We start from the raw sequence: 18,792 nt of genomic DNA, 5'->3' as shown, positions 1-18,792 counted from the left end.
TCAGTGAGCTTAACAGTAGAGCTTGAAGTGACAGATCAAGTGCTTTGTATGCGTCTGGCAGGTGAATTAGATCACCACACAGCCGAATCACTTCGTAATCAGGCGAGTGAAGCCATTGAAAAGGAAAATGTACGGCATATCGTATTAAATCTTGGGGATTTAACATTTATGGATAGTTCAGGTCTGGGTGTCATTTTAGGAAGGTATAAACATATTAAACAGAAAGATGGAGAAATGGTAGTCTGTTCGATATCTCCGGCTGTCCGAAGGCTGTTTGATATGTCGGGCCTCTTTAAAATTATTCGGATGGAAGCATCTGAACAAGAGGCATTGGAACGATTGGGGGCTGCCTGCTATGAGAAATGAAATGAATGTTCAATTTAGCGCGCTCAGTGAAAATGAATCGTTTGCCAGAATAACAGTAGCAGCATTTATCGCCCAGCTCGATCCTACAATGGATGAACTGACAGAAATTAAAACCGTTGTATCTGAAGCGGTTACGAATGCGATTATTCATGGATATGAAGGGAATCCAGCCGGGATCGTTTACATGTCTGTTATTCTTGAAGACGGAACGGTTGACCTCATTATTCGTGACGAAGGAATTGGAATGGAAAATGTGGAAGAGGCACGGGAGCCTTTATTTACGACAAAGCCTGAGCTTGAGCGTTCGGGGATGGGATTCACTATTATGGAAAACTTTATGGATGAAATTGAAGTCATTTCCCATAAAGGAACAGGCACGAGCATTCGATTAAAAAAGCAGCTTGCAAATAAAAAAGCCATGTGTAATTAAGGGGTCCTGCCATGGATGTCGAAATAAAAAAACAAAAGACTGAAATTCTATCGGACGCTCAGCTGAAACAATTAATTAAGGAAAGCCAGGAAGGAAGCCAGGAGGCAAGAGACACGATCGTGGAGCGGAATATGAGGCTCGTCTGGTCTGTCGTTCAGCGCTTTATTAACCGGGGATATGATCCGGATGATTTGTTTCAAATTGGCTGTATTGGTTTATTAAAGTCGGTTGATAAATTTAATTTAAGCTACGATGTGAAATTTTCGACATACGCTGTGCCAATGATTATTGGAGAAATTCAGCGTTTTATTAGAGATGACGGGACAGTGAAAGTGAGCCGGTCATTAAAAGAAATGAGTAATAAAATCCGCCGGGCCCGGGAAGAACTGCTGAAAATGCATAGCCGGACACCGACTATTCAGGAAATAGCAGACTATCTGGATATTTCTCCTGAAGAAGCGGTTATGGCCCAAGAAGCCGCACGGTCCCCATCGTCTATTCATGAGACCGTATATGAAAATGACGGCGATCCGATTACGTTGCTAGATCAAATGGCTGACAAAAACAGCGAGCATCCATTTGATCAGATTGTACTGAAAGAAGCGATTAGAGACTTGGAAGAGAGGGAGCGGCTGATTGTGTATTTACGCTACTACAAAGATCAGACTCAATCTGAAGTAGCTGCCCGGCTCGGAATATCACAAGTTCAAGTATCCAGGCTCGAAAAAAAGATCCTTTCCCAAATGAAAGAGAAGATGAATGTGACGTGAAACCAGGTTATAAAAGTCGATTTTATACAACCTCGAGTTGAAATGAAAGCTCAGCCGGTTAAGCAAATATTGCTTGCCGGTTTTTGTTTTGCCTTGAAAGGTGTGCATGATTCTCTTTCTTACGTTCATACTAACAACTAATCATTTATTTAACGGGGTGGGAGATTTATGGAAGCTTCGATATACATCCGGCTTCACCACCGTATCCGGCATCCATTAAATGCACAAGTGAAGCTGAGAGAGATTGCTGAAGTCATTGCACCGGAAAGTATGCTTCCTGATCTGTTATCTACGGATATTCATCAAGTGAAGCGAGAGGAAGGGCAGATCGTTATTATTGATGCGATGATGGTCGTTGAAAAACTGCATCGGTATTGGCCAGATACAGATATTCAATTTATCGGTCCGTCTCAAACGATTATCGATACGACACCACAGTCAAAAAACACATCGTTTCCGCTCTTTTTATTCGTTTGGTTTCTGTTGTTTATAGGAGCTGCACTAACTATTATGAACTTCCACGAAGATGTCAGTATGCTCGATGTACATATAAAACTATATGAAATCGTTACTGGCGAAAAAACAGATCATCCGCTGATCTTTCAAATTCCATACTCCATTGGACTTGGGGCAGGGATGGTATTGTTTTTTAATCATTTGTTTAAAAAACGCTTTAATGAAGAACCTAGTCCGCTTGAGGTGGAAATGTTTAATTACCAGCAAGACCTAGATCAGTATGTCATTTTTCATGAAAGAAAAGAAAGAAGACCGGACGATGGCGGCCGTTCATAACTTTTTGCTCATAATCATAGGCATCGCCGGCGGGGTGGCCGTAGGAGCAGGATATGTTGCTTTTATTACCGTTTTAGGCATTATTCCCCGGCTCATGCAGCTGACAAAAACGTGGAAGCAAATTAAAAGTTACGAATGGGCGATTATTGCTGGTGTAATGGCGGGTACACTCGTCAGCTTCTTGCCTCTTACGTTTCATTTGCCGTCGCTTTTACTCATTCCTATCGGCTTATTCAGTGGTATCTTTATCGGCTTACTAGCTGCTGCATTGACAGAAGTACTCAATGTCTTTCCCCTTTTAGCGAAAAGAATCGGTATTCATGAACGGGTGATTGCGCTTATGATGGCCATCGCACTCGGAAAAGTGGCTGGTTCACTATTTCACTGGCTTTACTTTATCTATCAATAAGGTTTTGTTAAACATGCCTGTTAACTTACGCTGCAGGCGCTCGCTTTCCGCGGACGGTCTGGGAGCCTCCTCGCCGCTATTGCGCTTGCCGGGTTTCCCCTGAACACGCTTTTCCTGAAGAAGTCTAGCGCTTTCCACTCCAATCAACAAAGGAGTAACATCAATAATAGTCATTAACATAGCCGTCAATAAAGAGTTTGAACAGACAGCAGGGAGGGTTCAACATGACAGATCTGGAAATAAAGATCCCGAAAGATCCGGAAAAAATGGATCAGCTTATGAAGGATAAAATCGGACTTGGAAAAAGCTTTGATGTGGGTGTCCGAGAATTTATCATACTCGGGAAAAAAGTTCATATTTATTATGTGAATGGCTTATGTGATTCACAGTTTATCATCGAAGTATTTGCCGTGTTGACACAGTTGAATGAGAAGGAAAGAAGAAGTCTGCATGTGGCACAAACGATTGAAAATCATTTAGCTCATCAATCAGTTGATCAAGTAGAAAAAATAAGTGATGTAATTGATCAAGTACTGTCGGGGTTAATTGCGATTGTCATTGAAAATGATGAAAGGGCACTGATCGTCGATGTCCGCAGTTATCCAGGACGTCAGCCTCAGGAGCCAGATACGGAAAAGGTAGTCCGCGGCTCCAGGGATGGTTATGTGGAAAATATTATTGTGAATACAGCACTGACGAGAAGGCGGATCAGAGACGGCCGGCTTTGCTTTGAAATGACAAAAGTAGGGAAGCGGTCCAAAACAGATATCGCGATCGCCTATATCGACGGCATTGCTGATCCAGATCTTGTCGAAATTATCAAGCAGGAACTAGATTCTATTGATATAGATGGTATTCCGATGGCAGATAAAACGATAGAAGAATTTATCGTTAAGCAGGGGTATAATCCTTATCCAATTGTCCGATACACAGAGCGGGCAGACATTGGCGCTGTTCATTTGCTAGAAGGGCATGTGCTGCTGTTCGTGGACACATCGCCGAGTGTTATAATCATGCCAGCTACTTTCTTTCACCATATGCAGCATGCGGAAGAGTACCGTCAATCTCCAGCAGTTGGTACATTTGTGCGCTGGATCCGTTTTATAGGAGTATGGGCTTCGTTATTTTTATTGCCATTTTGGCTGCTCGTTGCACTTGAACCATCATTGCTGCCAAAAGCGCTTGAATTTATCGGTCCGAATAAAACAACAAATATTCCGCTCGTCCTCCAAATATTTATTGCGGATATCGGTATTGAATTTTTAAGAATCGCAGCCATTCATACGCCTACACCATTATCAACAGCGATGGGATTGATTGCAGCGGTGCTTATTGGCCAAATTGCAATTGATGTCGGGCTGTTTGTTCCCGAAGTCATTTTATATGTGGCTATTGCAGGAATCGGAACTTTTGCCACGCCGAGTTATGAAGTCAGTATTGCCAATAAGCTGTTCCGCTTGTTTTTACTTGCTGCTGTTTCGTTATTTAAAGTGCCGGGCTTTATGATTGGAACTACTATAATCATTATTTTTCTTGCTCGGATGCGTGCTCTTAACACGCCTTATTTATGGCCGCTTTTACCTTTTGACCCGAAAGCTTTTGCTCAAGTATTTGTTAGGCGGACAGTGCCGGGGTCGAGACTTCGTCCAAGCATCGTTCACCCAGAAGATCCTTATAGACAGCCGTCAGGAAAATAACGGTGTTGAGGAGAAGGGCAATGTATGGTATATTACTTTTAATCTAAATTTTGTTTGCCGATAGACAGTCTGCTATAAGGCAGCTGTCTATTTCTTCTAAATGTATTGGGAGCCAATTAACAAATCTGGCAGGCAAAACTTCAAGAATTGAGGCGATAATATGCATACATATGGGACGGCCCGTATAAACAAAGAAGGACATTTGGAAATTGGAGGGATGGATGTCGTCAGTTTGGCTGAACATTACGGCACTCCTCTATACATTTATGATGTTGCGTTAATTAGGCAAAGAGCGCGGGCATTTAAACAAACGTTTGAACAGCTCGGTGTTACTGCTCAAGTCGCTTATGCAAGTAAAGCTTTTTCCGCTATCGGCATGGTTCAGCTTGCTAACCAAGAAGGTTTGTCTCTTGATGTTGTGTCTGCTGGCGAACTTTATACGGCGATGAAAGCAGGATTCCCTGCTGAGCGTATTCATTTCCATGGAAATAATAAAAGCCGTGAAGAGTTAATTATGGCTCTTGAACAGCAAATCGGCTGCGTCGTAGTAGATAACTTTTATGAACTGGAATTGTTAGAGGCTCTTTGCAATGATCGGGGAGAACAGATGAATATCCTGCTCCGTGTCACTCCGGGAATTGAGGCTCATACACATGACTATATTTTAACTGGACAGGAAGATTCTAAGTTCGGATTTGATTTAAATAATGGACAGGCAGAAGAAGCCTTGAAAAAAGCGCTGGAAATGAAAAGAGTGAAACTGCTTGGCCTTCATTGCCATATCGGTTCACAAATCTTTGAAACAACAGGTTTTACACTTGCTGCGGATAAGGTTATTCAAAAACTAGCGGACTGGAAAAATCGTTTCCAATTTGAAGCAAAGGTATTGAATTTAGGCGGAGGGTTCGGTATTCGCTACACAGAAGAAGACAAGCCGCTTGAACCTGCTAAATATGTAGAAGAAATTATTAAAGAAGTCCAGCTGAAAACAACGGAACTTAATCTTGCGATGCCTGAAATTTGGATTGAGCCGGGACGTTCACTTGTCGGTGATGCTGGAGTTACCTTATATAGCATCGGTTCGGAGAAAGATGTTCCTGAAGTGAGAAAGTATTTGGCGATTGACGGTGGAATGAATGATAACATTCGCCCTGCCCTATACAATGCGAAGTATGAAGCGGTACTTGCTAATCGGGTGAATGATCCAGTAGAAGAGACCGTGTCGATTGCAGGTAAATGCTGTGAATCTGGCGACATGCTTATTTGGGATTTGCCGCTGCCTAAAGCAAAGCCTGGAGACCTCCTTGCTGTTTTCTGTACGGGTGCTTACGGTTATTCCATGGCGAATAACTATAACCGGATTCCAAGACCTCCTGTTATATTTGTGGAAAATAATCAGGCGGAATTAGTAATCAGACGGGAAAGCTATGATGATTTGGTGAAGTTGGACTTGCCGCTGAATGTGACAGTGAAGCAATAGCTGACCATTGAATCAGAGGTGACATATGAAAAAGAATAACATTTGGCTATTTGTTTTATTGCTATTTTTTTCAATAGGCTGGGGATTATACTATGTATTTTTTATCGTGAAGTAATAGTAAAATAGCAGTTGAGAAACTTCCATTTCGTTGGTAAAATAGGAGCATGTAGACATAGGAGTAAAAAATTGCAACTGGCAATTGCGACTTAAATTGAAGAGGGATTTAGGATGCTGATTCGTTATAAAAAAACTTTTGAAAAAATAGCCATGGGCTTGCTGTCGTTTATGCCTGAAGAAAGAGATATTAAAAAGCTTCAGGAGACGATGAAGTTATATGAAACAGCAGATGAATGGCAGCTGTATTTATGGAAAGAAGAAGAAGACATTGTCGGTGCGATCGGAGCTAAGATGATAGCAGACGAAGTGGAAATTCAGCATATTTCCGTTAATCCATCCTATAGACAGGAAGGGATCGGCAAGAAAATGCTGAAAGCGTTAAAAGACACTCATTCAGATAAGCGTATCGTACCTAATCCAGCCACAGCTACTTTCTTCTATAAGTGCGAAGCAGAAGAAGACCCGGCATAAACGACCTGGGTCTTCTTCTATTGTTCGTTGTTTAAAAAAACATGGTCTTTAAGAGTCATAGTCAGAAGGAGCGCCTGTTGTTACGAGTAGTTCTCGGCCTCGGCGTTCTTTTAAAGATTGTTCACGGGCTGCAATAACATCAGAGCGGTCTCTTAACAGATGTTTATTATATAAATAATCGGGATTCTCGGTTTTTAGTTCAGAAGAAAAGGTTTGTTGAAAGTGGCGGTATTGGTGAATGACTTCTTCATCTGCAAAAGGAATGGCCATTGGAGTAAATGTTTTTCCTTCTTTGATTTCTTGGAGGCGGGAGGTAAGCTGATTAATAAACGCATCCTCGTCGATCCCGAGTTTTCTTAATTCCTCTTTTCGCTTCTGGAAAATGGTCAACGCTTTGACCGCTAGCTTTTGGGCACCGGCAAAGTTGCTGCGGCGATGGTGATAGAAAGAAACAGCCACTTGAATCAATCCGACCCAAATAGAGTCCCGTGCTCCATCCGTTTTTTCTTTCCAATATTCTTCTAACACTTCATGGCATTCAAAGTAATCATGATCTTCATGAAAATGGACCAAAAAACTCAAGTACGGCAATGGAAAAGAATACATGAAAATCCTCCTAAGTTGGTGTGCTTGCTTTATCCATCTTATCACGTTATCTCTGTTTCAATCAAATTAAAAAAAATGGCTGGACACAAGCGGGTATTCCTCTATACTAAAAAAGGAGATTAATTGTCTGAACTGAAAAGAATTGGTGATGAACGATGCAATATAATGTTAAAACAGAGGTATTTGAAGGGCCGCTTGATTTATTACTTCATTTAATTCAGCGGCTGGAGATCGATATATATGATATCCCGGTGGCGGAAATCACGGAACAATATTTGTTGTTTATCCACGCGATGAAAGAGCTGGAGCTTGATCTTGCCAGTGAATATTTAGTTATGGCTGCTACTCTTCTAGCCATTAAAAGTAAGACTCTTCTCCCTGTCCATGAAGAAGAAGCGGATGAAGCATGGGAAGAAGATCCGCGTGAAGAGCTAATCGAGCAGTTAGTAGAGTATAAAAAGTTTAAAGAAGCAGCAAAGAAGCTTCAAGATAGAGAACGTGAGCGCGGACAGTTTTTTACGAAAGCGCCGAGTGACTTAACCGCTTTTGATCATGGGGAAGCAGCAGTGTCTGAATTGAACGTGACAGTATATGATATGCTCGGAGCATTTCATAAGCTTCTCCGCCGAAAAAAATTAAAGCAGCCATATACGGCTGTAATAGCTAGACGAGACATTTCCATTGAAGGCCGGATGGATGAAATTTTATCACAGCTAAAACAGAGCCAGAAACGTTTGAGATTTGAAGAGTTGTTTGCTGCGGGTGATAGAGAATTGTTAGTCGTCAGCTTTTTAGCTATATTGGAATTAATAAAGAACAATCAAATAGTAGTAGAACAGCAGGACAATTTCTCAGAGCTGTACGTCCGGGCGAAAGGGGAAGCAGATCATGGCAATCATTAATTGGCTGGGCATCACGGAAAGCTTGCTTTTCGCGGCAGGTGACGGGGGCTTGACTTTAAAGCAGCTGGCAGAAGTACTTGAAGCAGAAGAGTTCGAAGCAGCAAGTATTATAGAAGAATTAAAAGAAAGATATGAAAAAGAAGATGAGCGCGGCATTGAATTAATAGAGCTAGCTGGGGCGTACCAGTTAGTGACAAAAAAAGAACATGCTCCTTATTTGAAAAAGCTTGTCGACAGCAGTCAGCCACAGACGTTATCACAGGCTGCGCTTGAAACGCTGGCGATCATTGCTTACAAGCAGCCGATCACTCGAGCGGAGATTGAAGAGGTGCGTGGAGTGAAAACAGAAAGCGCCCTCCACACACTTTCAGTAAGAGGGCTGATTAAAGAAACAGGGCGGAGCGAAGGACCCGGCCGGCCGATTTTATACGGTACAACGAAAGAATTTCTTGATTGTTTCGGTCTGAAGGACTTGGCAGAACTGCCGTCTCTTTCTGAAGAGCTGACTTCCGCTGATCCAGAGGAAGGCGACTTGTTTTTTGAACAATTTGAACAAATATTTAAAGATGAGTCTTAAAAAGCGGCAGATGCCGCTTTTTTTATTTTATCTCTCTTCATTCTAAATGAGTCCTGTTTGCATATATTTGTACAAATGAGCAAGGGAGAGAAGAGTGGATGAAAAAAAAGCTGCCAGTTGCTATCTTAGCCTTTCTGCTGTTTCTGACATCCGGAACTCCTGCAGCAGCAGACGGACCGAGTGCAGCGAGTGCTGTATTAATGGAACAGCAAAGCGGACGAGTACTCTATGCAAAAGAACCTCATGCTGTCATGCGCATTGCTAGCATTACGAAAATTATGACAGCTATTATAGCGATCGAATCGGACAAGCTGGATGAAGAAGTGACAGTGAGTGAGCGGGCGGTGTATACGGAAGGATCTTCCATTTATTTAAGGAAGGGCGAGAAAATTATTCTGAGAGATTTAGTGTACGGATTAATGCTCCGGTCAGGAAATGATGCAGCTGTATCGATCGCTGAGCATGTCGGAGGAAGTGTAGAAGGTTTCGTTTATTTAATGAATGAGAAAGCAAAAGAGATCGGGATGAAGAACACATATTTTGCGAACCCGCATGGCTTAGATGACAGTGAGAAGCATCGGTCTACTGCCTATGATATGGCGCTGCTGACGAGGTATGCGATGAAGAATGCCGAGTATCGTAAAATTTCTAGTACGAAAGTGTATAAATCACCTGATGAGGACGGGGAATGGGACAGGGTATGGCGTAATAAAAACCGCTTGTTGACTGAGAAATATGAGTACTGTACCGGTGGGAAAACGGGTTATACGAAAAAGGCCAGCCGGACACTCGTATCAACAGCAACAAAAGGAGAATTGGATTTAATCGCTGTGACACTCAATGCGCCCGATGATTGGAATGATCATATTTATTTGTACGAAAAGGGCTTTTCAGAATATAATTCGAAAATTGTTCTTCAAAAAGGAGAAGTAACAGCAGCCAGGCATCCCATTTACAAAGGGAAGGTGTATCTGAAACGGAACGTCGTTTACCCTTTAACAAAAAAGGAAGAAAAACACGTTTCGATTCGTTTTCGTTTACTAAAGCCGAAAAAACAATGGGAACCAGAGGATGTCCCGCCTGTTGTAGGACAAGCGGAAATCTATTTAAAAAAGAAGAAAGTACAATCGCTGCCTATTTATTATAAACATGAGGAAAAGGAAGGGAAAAAACGGGGAGAGTGGTGGCCTTGGTCATGAACGGCGGGATAAAGAATGGTTAACTTTATATGGGTAGGGCTGACGGTTATTGGTCTCGTTTTTGCTGCTATTAACGGAAAGATGGAAGAAGTAAACGAGGCCGTGTTTAAATCGGCCGGCGAAGCCGTAACGATCTGTATTGGGTTGATCAGTGTACTCGTTTTCTGGCTCGGTTTAATGAAAATTGCAGAGAGAGCGGGCTTGCTGCAGCAGCTTGCCCGCTTGTTCCAGCCATTTGTCAAAAGGTTATTCCCTGACATTCCGGACGGACATCCGGCGATGGGGTATATCCTATCCAATATGACAGCCAATTTTTTTGGGCTTGGCAATGCAGCTACGCCGCTTGGGATTAAAGCAATGGAAGAGTTAAAACGGCTAAATGGCGGGAAGGCAGAAGCGAGCCGGTCGATGATTACTTTTCTAGCGATCAATACGTCGAGTATTACTATTATTCCCACGACTGTACTTGCCATTCGCTTTTCTTATGACTCCGCCTCACCTGCGGAAATTGTTGCTCCGACCATTTTGGCGACCGCCTGTTCAACAATAGCAGCGATCGCGATTGATCGCTTCTTTTACATGAGAAGGAAAAAGAAGGGAGGGAAGTAAGTGGAATGGCTTTCTCTCTTGTCCATGTGGCTAATTCCAGTGATGATTGCATTCATCTTACTGTATGGGACATTTAAAAAAATACCAACATACGAGAGTTTTGTAGAAGGAGGAAAAGAAGGGATTCATATAGCTGTGTCCATTATTCCTTATTTAATTGGAATGATGGTGGCAATCGGAATTTTTCGGGCTTCAGGAGCACTAGATAGTTTAGTAGAGTGGATGAGTCCGCTTTTATTGTGGATCGGTTTGCCGCCAGAAGTGTTTCCGCTTGCCATTATCCGGCCGATTTCTGGAAATGCTGCGCTTGGAATGGTCAGTGATTTAATTGCTGTCCATGGCCCGGACTCCTTTATCGGCCGCCTTGCTTCCGTCATTCAAGGAAGTACAGATACAACATTTTATGTACTAACCGTTTATTTTGGGGCGGTCGGCATCAAGAAGATGGGTGACGCGCTAAAAGTGGGATTATGGGCCGATCTAGCAGGATTCATTGCTGCGCTTGCCATTGTTTCCTGGATGTTTTAACTTGACGAAACAACTAAAAAAACTGCCGTTAAAGGATGATCAATTTTGATATCTTTAGCGGCAGTTTTGCGTTGTATCGGAAAGAGAGCCCTCATTCTTTTCTTATTTGCATTGATATGTAATAATGCATAAAGACACATATTGAAAACTTTGAGGTGAAATGAATGGAACGGCTACAGAAAGTGATTGCCCAAGCCGGCATAGCTTCCAGAAGGAAAGCAGAACAGCTGATTGTGGAAGGCAAAGTGAAAGTGAATGGAAAAGTAGTGAAAGAACTTGGTACAAAAGTGGGAATGTCTGACCGGGTGGAAGTAGAGGGAATTCCGGTTGAACAGGAAAGAAAAGTGTATTATCTGTTTTACAAGCCGCGTGGGGTGATTTCGGCTGTATCGGACGATAAGAACCGCAAAGTTGTGATGGATTTCTTCCCGTTCGTGGAACAGCGGATCTTTCCGGTTGGACGATTGGACTATGATACGTCAGGTTTATTGCTTGTAACGAACGATGGGGAGTTTGCTAATTTGCTTACGCATCCGCGTTATCAAATAGACAAAACATATGTAGCCCGCTTGAACGGCATTCCGCAGCGGCACTTGCTCAAACGATTAGCGGAAGGCATTCAGCTGGAAGATGGTAAAACCGCTCCTGCTAAAGTAAAAGAGTTGTCTGCTGATAAAAGAAAGCAGCGGTCATTCATTGAGATCACTATCCATGAAGGAAGAAACCGTCAAGTCCGGCGCATGTTCGAAGCGATCGGTTTTGATGTGCAAAAATTGAAAAGAGAACGGTATGCTTTTTTGAATTTAAATGGACTAAATGCCGGTGAATTTCGCGAACTGACTGCTCATGAAGTGAAACAGCTCCGTACGCTGGCTGAAACAGGCTCCTTGCGCTAAGCGAAGAAATCGTCACACATCCTTCAAATCCCCTTCAGCCAACAAAAAGGGAAAATGGTATAATAGGGGTAGTTTTGAATCTTTTTGTCGAATGATTGCAAAATTCATGTTCGTTGAAGGATTAGCAGAAACGCATACGTCTATACTTCATAAGGAGGGCGCAGAAGCTTGAGCAAAAAGAAGAAACGGTTAATCGTTCGTTCAATTATTTTAGCAGTGTTAGCGGCGGCAGTCGGCTATACATTTTATTCGAACTTAACGAAAGAGGCGCGCGGCAACTTGCAAAAGGGAGACAAAGCGCCTGATTTTGTTTTAACAGATTTATCAGGAGAAACACGGCAGCTGTCGGATTATAAAGGAAAAGGAGTGTTTTTAAACTTTTGGGGCACTTGGTGTGAGCCTTGTAAAAAGGAAATGCCTCATATGGAAAAAATGTCAAAAGAGTTTAAAGACCAAGGGGTAGAAGTGCTGGCCGTCAATGTTGGAGATTCCGAATTGCAGACGAAGAAATTTGCTAAACATTATGGCCTGACTTTTCCGATTGCTATTGATTCGACAAAAGAAGTACAAGACGCCTATGGGATCAATCCGCTTCCGGCAACGTTTATGATCAGCCCCGAAGGAAAGGTTGAAGAAATTGTTGTTGGCGGGCTAGTGAAAGAAGAACAGGTTCGAGCTTTGTTTGAAAAAGTGAAACCTTAACTTAAGGAGTTTTAGTATGGCGAAAGTAAAATGTGAATGTGGCCACGTAAATCCGCATGGAACCATTTTATGTGAATCATGCGGCAGGGCGCTGACAGAAGAAGCGCGGAATGAAAAGCTACATGATATGCGTTATGAGGGCAGCGCCCGCCGGTCACAAACGTACAATAAATCAATGATCGATAAAGTGTGGAACTTTTTTTCTTCTGTTAAAGTCGGTATCTGGCTCATTGTGCTGACGCTAGTTGCCTCGTCTATTGGGACCATCTTTCCGCAAAAGTTTTTTATTCCGAGTAATGTGACGCCAGCCCAGTATTACGAAGACACATACGGTACAGCAGGCAAAATCTATTATACGCTCGGATTTCATGATCTATATAATTCTATTTGGTTTACTGCTTTAATCGCAGCAATCGGTGTATCACTTGTTATTTGCAGTCTGGACCGCGTGATCCCGTTGTATCGGGCTTTGAAAAATCAACGTGTCAACCGGCACACCACATTTATGAAAAAGCAGCGCTTGTTCGCTTGGAAGGAAGGCAGTCTTCAGCCCGCTGAACTGGATAAAATAAAAGAAAACTTGAAAAGCAAGCGTTACCATGTAAGGGAGGAAGAGGGCAGTCTTCTTGCTGAAAAAGGCCGCTTTTCCCGCTGGGGCCCTTATGTGAATCATATTGGACTGATTATTTTCTTAATTGGTGCGATGCTCAGATCCACAGAAGGAATGTACATAGATGAACTGTTATGGATTCGCGAGGGAGAAACGCTTGAAATCCCGGGGACAAAGGGAGAGTACTATTTAAAAAATGAAAAATTCACGATAGAAAATTATGATAAAGAAAAAGATCCTGAAGTATTTAAAGCAGCGCTTGAACGAACAGGAGGCGTGGTGAAAAACTATCAGACGGATGCTGTTCTTTATCGAAATGAAAATCGTGATCTTCCAGGAGCCAAACCGAAGCTTGTTAAGGTCAAGGAAGAAGAAATACGAGTAAATGAACCGATGAAATTTGATAAATTTGCTCTTTATCAAGACAGCTTTAGTAAAGATGAAATGAAGGCAATGGAACTTGCATTAACGAACAAAGCAACAGAAGAAGAAGCTGGCAGAGTGAAAATTGATCTCTTCAATCCGCAAGATACATATAATCTGGGCAATGGCTATAAAGTAGAATTGCTTGGCTATTATCCGGATTACGATGGAATAGGGGAGGATGGGGAACCCAAAACAAAATCACCGCTTCCTAACAACCCTGCATTCTTATTTAAAATGGTATCACCTCAGCATCCAGAAGGAGAAATCAGCTTTACTGCTATCCGTCAAACGTTAGAACCTGTAGGAACAACAGATTATAAAATGGAATTTAGAGGAATCGAAACACGCAATATTTCAGCTTTAACTGTGCGCAAAGATTTAACTTTATGGATACTCGGCATAGGCGGGGCAATTTTTATGATCGGTGTTGTTCAAGGTGCCTATTGGAATCATCGGCGCTTATGGATTCGCCAGCTGGAGGGGGAGATCTATGTTGCTGCCCACACGAATAAAAATTGGCATGGGCTGAAGCGGGAAATTAATTCCATAGCCGAAAACACAGCCATTCCAATTCCAGAAGATCAGCAAGCATAATGTTAAAAGGAGGAAACGTCCTATGTCCGATTTAGTCCAATGGAGCGGGAATTTATTATATACTTCATTTATCTTGTATTTAATTGCAACCTTTCTATTTGGCGGAGCAATCCGACCGAAGAAAGATGGAAAAAAGCAAGGCGAAAACCGCTGGGGGAAACTTGGCATTACAGTAACGATCATTGGATTTATCGCCCAGCTCGGCTATTTCTTTACACGCTGGGCCGCTGCAGGCCATGCACCTGTAAGTAATTTATTTGAATTTATTACGTTCTTTTCTATGATGCTAGTAGGCGCATTTATTATTATTTACTTTATGTACCGCCTTGCTGTTCTCGGTGTGTTTGCGCTGCCGGTTGCACTTGTGATTATTGCATATGCGAGTATGTTCCCGCGTGATATCAGCCCGCTTATCCCGGCATTGCAAAGCCAATGGCTTCATATTCATGTGACAACTGTTGCGGCGGGAGAAGGGATTCTTGCCATTAGTTTTATCGCGGGATTAATTTACTTAGTGAAAACCATTGATCATTCGAAACGAAGCAAACAAACGATCTGGCTGGAAGTCATTATGTATAGCCTTGTTGCCGTTGTCGGTTTTGTCGCTGTTACGACAACGTTCACACTATCCGGCTATGAGGCGAAATTTGAGTATATCAATAAAGAAGGCGTGTCAGCACAAGAAACATTCACCATCCCAGCGGTCGTTGGCCCGCATGAAGGACAGCTTCTGACAGAAGGCAAGTTCGAACCGCTTGCAGATCTTCCGGCATTTATCAATGCGAAAAAACTGAACACAACGCTTTGGTCACTAGCTGCGGGGGCTTTATTGTACGGATTAATCCGACTGCTCACGAGAAAGCGGATCGGGGCTCTTGTTCAGCCGCTCGTTAAAAATATTAATACTGATTTAATGGACGAGGTAAGCTATCGATCGATCTTAATTGGATTTCCGGTCTTTACACTGGGCGGATTGATCTTTGCCATGATTTGGGCACAGATCGCCTGGACAAGATTTTGGGGCTGGGATCCGAAAGAAGTATGGGCTCTTATCACATGGCTGTTCTATGCGGCCTTCTTACATCTGCGTTTATCTAAAGGCTGGCATGGAGAAAAGTCAGCTTGGCTCGCTGTGATAGGGTTTGTTATTATTATGTTTAACCTCGTTGCTGTCAATCTCGTTATTGCCGGCCTGCATTCATATGCTTAACTGTCTCCGCCTTGTGCGGAGGCTTTTTAATAAATTGAAAAAAATCTGTAGTTAGTTGATAATACATGATAGATAGATCAAGTTGTAGGCAGCGTCTATTTTCTACATTCCCAGGCTGATGAAAAGCAGTTGTCAATGGTTTGAGGAAGAGAATCGAATTTATTGCTTGAGTAGGGAGGAAGACATAGTGGAAAACGAAATGAAAATTTTAGTCGTAGATGATGAAGAAAGAATTCGCCGTTTGCTGCGCATGTATTTGGAAAGAGAAAATTATGAAGTAGATGAAGCAGAAGATGGTGAAACAGCGCTTCAACTCGCATTAAATGAGGAGTATGATTGTATTTTACTCGACATTATGATGCCTGGCAAAGATGGGATTGAAGTGTGCAAAGAGCTACGCGAGAAGAAAGCGACACCAGTCATTATGCTGACGGCAAAAGGAGAAGAAGCAAACCGGGTGCAAGGCTTCGAAGTGGGAACGGATGATTACATCGTGAAACCGTTTAGCCCGCGTGAAGTCGTTCTGCGGGTAAAAGCGCTTTTGAGAAGATCGTCTCCAACATCTTACTTGCAGACAGATACAAAATCAAAAGACTTAATTGTTTATCCTCATTTAACGATTGATAATGATGCCCATCGTGTAACCGCCGACGGAGAGGAGGTCAGCTTAACTCCTAAAGAGTACGAATTGTTGTATTTTCTCGCAAAGTCGCCGGATAAAGTATTTGACCGGGAGCATTTATTAAAGGAAGTATGGCACTATGAATTTTTTGGTGATTTAAGGACGGTCGATACACACGTAAAGCGTCTGCGTGAAAAATTAAATAAAGTATCAGAAAAAGCATCAAAAATGATTGTCACAGTATGGGGAGTAGGCTATAAGTTCGAGGTAGTGAATGAATGAAGCTGTGGAGAAGTGTAGTAGGAAAACTGTGGATGACGATCCTGCTGCTCGTTTCCTTCGTCCTTTTTTTTCTAACGATTTTGCTGTTGGAGTTCTTTGAGAATTATCATACAAGCGAAGTGGAAAAAGGTTTATCTGACACAGCGATGAAAATTTCTAAAGTGATTGCTGACCATGAAGATAAGCAAACGGGCATGGAAGTAGCATGGGAACTCGTGGATGAACCAGTTCACGTCATTATTGCCGAAGACAAAGAAACGTTTTATTATCCGCCTAATGAACCGACTGAAAATAGGCTGAAGCGCAATGAAATCGTTCAGCAGCCCGTCCTTGCCCGTGTGTTTACGGAGAAGAAAATGGTAAAGACTGAACTGATGGTAAATGAGAACGGTCAGGCGAACCGCCATGAAAATTCGATTGCCATTGCGGTTCCGCTGGAAATGGAAAAAGGAAAAGATGGTGCAGTGATTATTTATCAGTCCCTCGAGGTGATAAAAGAAACATCTCATCAGACGACGAGGCTCATCTTACTTGCTGCAGGGATTGCGATCTTTTTAACGACGATTTTCGCGTTCTTCCTGTCAACGAGAATCACTGCTCCATTGCGTAAGATGAGAGAAGCGGCCACTGAATTGACAAAGGGAAACTTCGATACGACTGTGCCTATTTTAACGACGGATGAAATTGGTGCACTTGCCACGTCATTTAACCAAATGGCAAAGCAGCTGAACCATAATATTCATGCACTCAATCAGGAGAAAGAGCAGCTGGCGAGTATTTTAAGCAGCATGGCTGACGGTGTGATCACTTTTAACCGGGATGGCACGATCCTAATCACCAATCCGCCTGCTGAACGCTTTTTGCAAAACTGGTATTACGAAGTCGGAAAAGAGCAGTCAAATGAGACGATGCCTTCACTTGTAGAAGAGCTTCTGAGAGAAGCTGTTCAAACAGAAACCGAAAAAGTTGGCGAATTTTCTGTTCAAGGACGTTCGTATGTAATTATTGTCAGTCCGCTGTATAATGCGAAAACGGTCCGCGGTGCAGTAGCTGTTGTCCGAGATATGACAGAAGAACGTCGGCTTGATAAACTGCGAAAAGATTTTGTCGCCAATGTCTCGCACGAACTGCGTACGCCGATCTCAATGCTTCAAGGCTATAGTGAAGCGATTATCGACGATATTGCTGCAACAGAAGACGAAAAAAGAGAAATGGCTAGAATTATTTACGATGAATCTTTACGGATTGGCCGGCTCGTCAATGAGCTTTTAGACCTCGCCCGAATGGAAGCTGGTCATATTTCATTAAACTTAGAAGAAGTAGACGTTCCTGCTTTTATTCAGCGGGTGACTGATAAATTTCAAGGAATAGCCAAAGAAAAACAAATTGACTTAACATGGCATATCCCGAATGAAAAGGTATTAACGAAACTAGATCCAGATCGTATCGAACAAGTGTTGACTAACTTGATTGACAACGCTTTGCGTCATACACCGGAGCATGGGTTTGTGAAGGTAAGTTATGAGTTGAAAGCAGATGGGCATCATGTGTCAGTGCAGGATTCGGGAGCAGGAATCAGTGAAGAAGATTTGCCGTTCGTATTTGAGCGCTTCTATAAAGGGGACAAAGCCCGGACGAGAGGGCGCTCTGGAACGGGGCTTGGACTTTCCATTGCTAAAAATATTATTTCTGCCCATAATGGCAGCATTAAGGTGCAAAGTAAACTAGGCCAAGGGACTATTTTTTCATTTCGGCTGCCTGAGCTGTAAGAGAATAAACGATTGATCCCACATGATCTGGCAGTAAGCTCCTGCCTTTAGACTGCGTGCTGTATAGGCGGAGGACAAAAAATTAGCATTGCGAATGAAAAAAAGAGTCATACTGGAAACGCTTCCTGGCATACAACTAGAAGGGCGGTAAAAAAAGCAAGTTGGAGGCGGTTCACCATGAAAGACTACATGAAGCGATTTATGATTGCGCTGCTTATGGCTATCTGTGTTAGCTTGCTGATGATTGGCGGGGGATTGGCACAATCAAAAAATGAGAAAAAGCAGTCCCATATGCCAGAAAGTCATCTTGAACAATTAGGAGAGAACTACATATGAGTCGGGCCGTGTGAACAGTAAAGCATGAGTTGTTCATTTAAAGCAAGGGGGCATCCTCTTGCTTTTTTTTATTGTCATTGGTATGATTTAGTTAATTCTAATGGTTGTTCATGCAGGAACATCAATAGAATAAAAAAATCACATATTCATCTTCGGGGCAGGGTGAAATTCCCGACCGGCGGTATGGAAGCAGCAACTTCTGAGCCCGCGAGCCGCAAGGCTGATTTGGTGAGACGCCAAAGCCGACAGTATAGTCTGGATGGGAGAAGGTGAAGGTCTGCCAACGTTCAAAATGTGCAGAGTTGAACGTTTATTTGAGTATGACTATTCTCCCTCAAGTTGCTTTTTGCTTGAGGGATTTGTTCTTTCTCAAGTGTATTGGCAGCCTTTCT

21 protein-coding genes and 1 riboswitch are annotated in these 18,792 nt (G+C 42.6%); of the genes, 20 read left to right on the top strand and 1 reads right to left on the bottom strand.

Going from position 1 to position 18,792, the window contains the following annotated elements; translation table 11 throughout:
- Positions 1–3: 3 nt before the first annotated feature.
- The 8 genes from spoIIAA to QYG89_RS00960 all read left to right on the top strand — a co-directional run bounded on the left by spoIIAA (position 4) and on the right by QYG89_RS00960 (position 6,532).
- Positions 4–366, top strand: coding sequence for an anti-sigma F factor antagonist (gene spoIIAA, locus QYG89_RS00995; protein ID WP_404313761.1), 363 nt, complete (start codon positions 4–6; stop codon positions 364–366).
- A complete protein-coding gene (spoIIAB, locus tag QYG89_RS00990) occupies positions 356–796 on the top strand; it encodes an anti-sigma F factor (RefSeq protein WP_404313760.1) in 441 nt (146 codons plus the stop codon). The genes spoIIAA and spoIIAB overlap by 11 nt, the downstream gene beginning before the upstream one ends.
- An 11-nt stretch (positions 797–807) precedes the next feature.
- The gene (gene sigF / locus QYG89_RS00985) at positions 808–1,566 is read left to right on the top strand and encodes an RNA polymerase sporulation sigma factor SigF (RefSeq protein ID WP_404313759.1); all 759 of its coding nucleotides are present in this window, start codon (positions 808–810) and stop codon (positions 1,564–1,566) included.
- 168 nt (positions 1,567–1,734) lie between these two features.
- Positions 1,735–2,358, top strand: a complete 624-nt coding sequence (locus QYG89_RS00980) for a stage V sporulation protein AA (RefSeq protein ID WP_404313758.1) — start codon at positions 1,735–1,737, stop codon at positions 2,356–2,358.
- On the top strand, positions 2,342–2,767 hold the full coding sequence (locus tag QYG89_RS00975) for a stage V sporulation protein AB (protein ID WP_404314571.1): 426 nt from the start codon (positions 2,342–2,344) through the stop codon (positions 2,765–2,767). Before QYG89_RS00980 ends, QYG89_RS00975 begins: the two co-directional genes overlap by 17 nt.
- Before the next feature lie 224 nt (positions 2,768–2,991).
- Positions 2,992–4,464, top strand: coding sequence for a spore germination protein (locus QYG89_RS00970; RefSeq protein ID WP_404313757.1), 1,473 nt, complete (start codon positions 2,992–2,994; stop codon positions 4,462–4,464).
- 160 nt (positions 4,465–4,624) lie between these two features.
- Entirely contained in the window at positions 4,625–5,944 is a 1,320-nt protein-coding gene (gene lysA / locus QYG89_RS00965) for a diaminopimelate decarboxylase (protein WP_404313756.1), read from the top strand.
- A gap of 228 nt (positions 5,945–6,172) precedes the next feature.
- The gene (locus tag QYG89_RS00960; RefSeq protein WP_404313755.1) at positions 6,173–6,532 is read left to right on the top strand and encodes a GNAT family N-acetyltransferase; all 360 of its coding nucleotides are present in this window, start codon (positions 6,173–6,175) and stop codon (positions 6,530–6,532) included.
- A gap of 48 nt (positions 6,533–6,580) precedes the next feature.
- Here QYG89_RS00960 and QYG89_RS00955 read toward each other — a convergent pair whose 3' ends face one another.
- Positions 6,581–7,138, bottom strand: a complete 558-nt coding sequence (locus tag QYG89_RS00955; protein ID WP_404313754.1) for a DUF309 domain-containing protein — start codon at positions 7,136–7,138, stop codon at positions 6,581–6,583.
- A 155-nt stretch (positions 7,139–7,293) separates the two neighbouring features.
- Here QYG89_RS00955 and QYG89_RS00950 point away from each other — a divergent pair, with 155 nt between their 5' ends.
- From QYG89_RS00950 to QYG89_RS00895, 12 genes are all read left to right on the top strand, one after another.
- Positions 7,294–8,040: a segregation/condensation protein A gene (locus tag QYG89_RS00950; protein ID WP_404313753.1), complete on the top strand. Its 747-nt coding sequence runs from the start codon at positions 7,294–7,296 to the stop codon at positions 8,038–8,040.
- A complete protein-coding gene (gene scpB, locus QYG89_RS00945; protein WP_404313752.1) occupies positions 8,027–8,617 on the top strand; it encodes an SMC-Scp complex subunit ScpB in 591 nt (196 codons plus the stop codon). Before QYG89_RS00950 ends, scpB begins: the two co-directional genes overlap by 14 nt.
- Before the next feature lie 98 nt (positions 8,618–8,715).
- On the top strand, positions 8,716–9,816 hold the full coding sequence (locus tag QYG89_RS00940) for a D-alanyl-D-alanine carboxypeptidase family protein (protein WP_404313751.1): 1,101 nt from the start codon (positions 8,716–8,718) through the stop codon (positions 9,814–9,816).
- Positions 9,817–9,831: 15 nt separating this feature from the next.
- Entirely contained in the window at positions 9,832–10,425 is a 594-nt protein-coding gene (locus QYG89_RS00935) for a nucleoside recognition domain-containing protein (protein ID WP_404313750.1), read from the top strand.
- Positions 10,426–10,953 carry a spore maturation protein gene (locus QYG89_RS00930; protein WP_404313749.1) on the top strand — a complete coding sequence of 176 codons (528 nt, stop codon included), beginning with the start codon at positions 10,426–10,428 and terminating at the stop codon, positions 10,951–10,953. It abuts the gene before it with no gap.
- 164 nt (positions 10,954–11,117) lie between these two features.
- Positions 11,118–11,849, top strand: coding sequence for a pseudouridine synthase (locus QYG89_RS00925; protein ID WP_404313748.1), 732 nt, complete (start codon positions 11,118–11,120; stop codon positions 11,847–11,849).
- Positions 11,850–12,017: 168 nt separating this feature from the next.
- Positions 12,018–12,551, top strand: a complete 534-nt coding sequence (gene resA, locus QYG89_RS00920) for a thiol-disulfide oxidoreductase ResA (protein ID WP_404313747.1) — start codon at positions 12,018–12,020, stop codon at positions 12,549–12,551.
- Positions 12,552–12,567: 16 nt separating this feature from the next.
- A complete protein-coding gene (resB, locus tag QYG89_RS00915) occupies positions 12,568–14,181 on the top strand; it encodes a cytochrome c biogenesis protein ResB (RefSeq protein WP_404313746.1) in 1,614 nt (537 codons plus the stop codon).
- A gap of 22 nt (positions 14,182–14,203) precedes the next feature.
- The gene (gene ccsB, locus QYG89_RS00910) at positions 14,204–15,391 is read left to right on the top strand and encodes a c-type cytochrome biogenesis protein CcsB (protein WP_404313745.1); all 1,188 of its coding nucleotides are present in this window, start codon (positions 14,204–14,206) and stop codon (positions 15,389–15,391) included.
- 199 nt (positions 15,392–15,590) lie between these two features.
- Positions 15,591–16,295 carry a response regulator transcription factor gene (locus QYG89_RS00905; RefSeq protein WP_404314569.1) on the top strand — a complete coding sequence of 235 codons (705 nt, stop codon included), beginning with the start codon at positions 15,591–15,593 and terminating at the stop codon, positions 16,293–16,295.
- The gene (locus tag QYG89_RS00900) at positions 16,292–18,064 is read left to right on the top strand and encodes an ATP-binding protein (protein WP_404313744.1); all 1,773 of its coding nucleotides are present in this window, start codon (positions 16,292–16,294) and stop codon (positions 18,062–18,064) included. Before QYG89_RS00905 ends, QYG89_RS00900 begins: the two co-directional genes overlap by 4 nt.
- 177 nt (positions 18,065–18,241) lie before the next feature.
- Positions 18,242–18,400 carry a hypothetical protein gene (locus tag QYG89_RS00895; RefSeq protein ID WP_404313743.1) on the top strand — a complete coding sequence of 53 codons (159 nt, stop codon included), beginning with the start codon at positions 18,242–18,244 and terminating at the stop codon, positions 18,398–18,400.
- Positions 18,401–18,544: 144 nt separating this feature from the next.
- Positions 18,545–18,675: riboswitch (FMN riboswitch) on the top strand.
- Positions 18,676–18,792 lie beyond the last annotated feature (117 nt).

The sequence above is a fragment of the Bacillus lumedeiriae genome, from assembly GCF_044891285.1.
Taxonomy (GTDB): Bacteria; Bacillota; Bacilli; order Bacillales; family Domibacillaceae; genus Pseudobacillus; species Pseudobacillus lumedeiriae.
The sequence above is the reverse complement of the archived record's forward strand: the minus strand, read 5'-3'. Positions and strand labels throughout refer to the sequence as shown.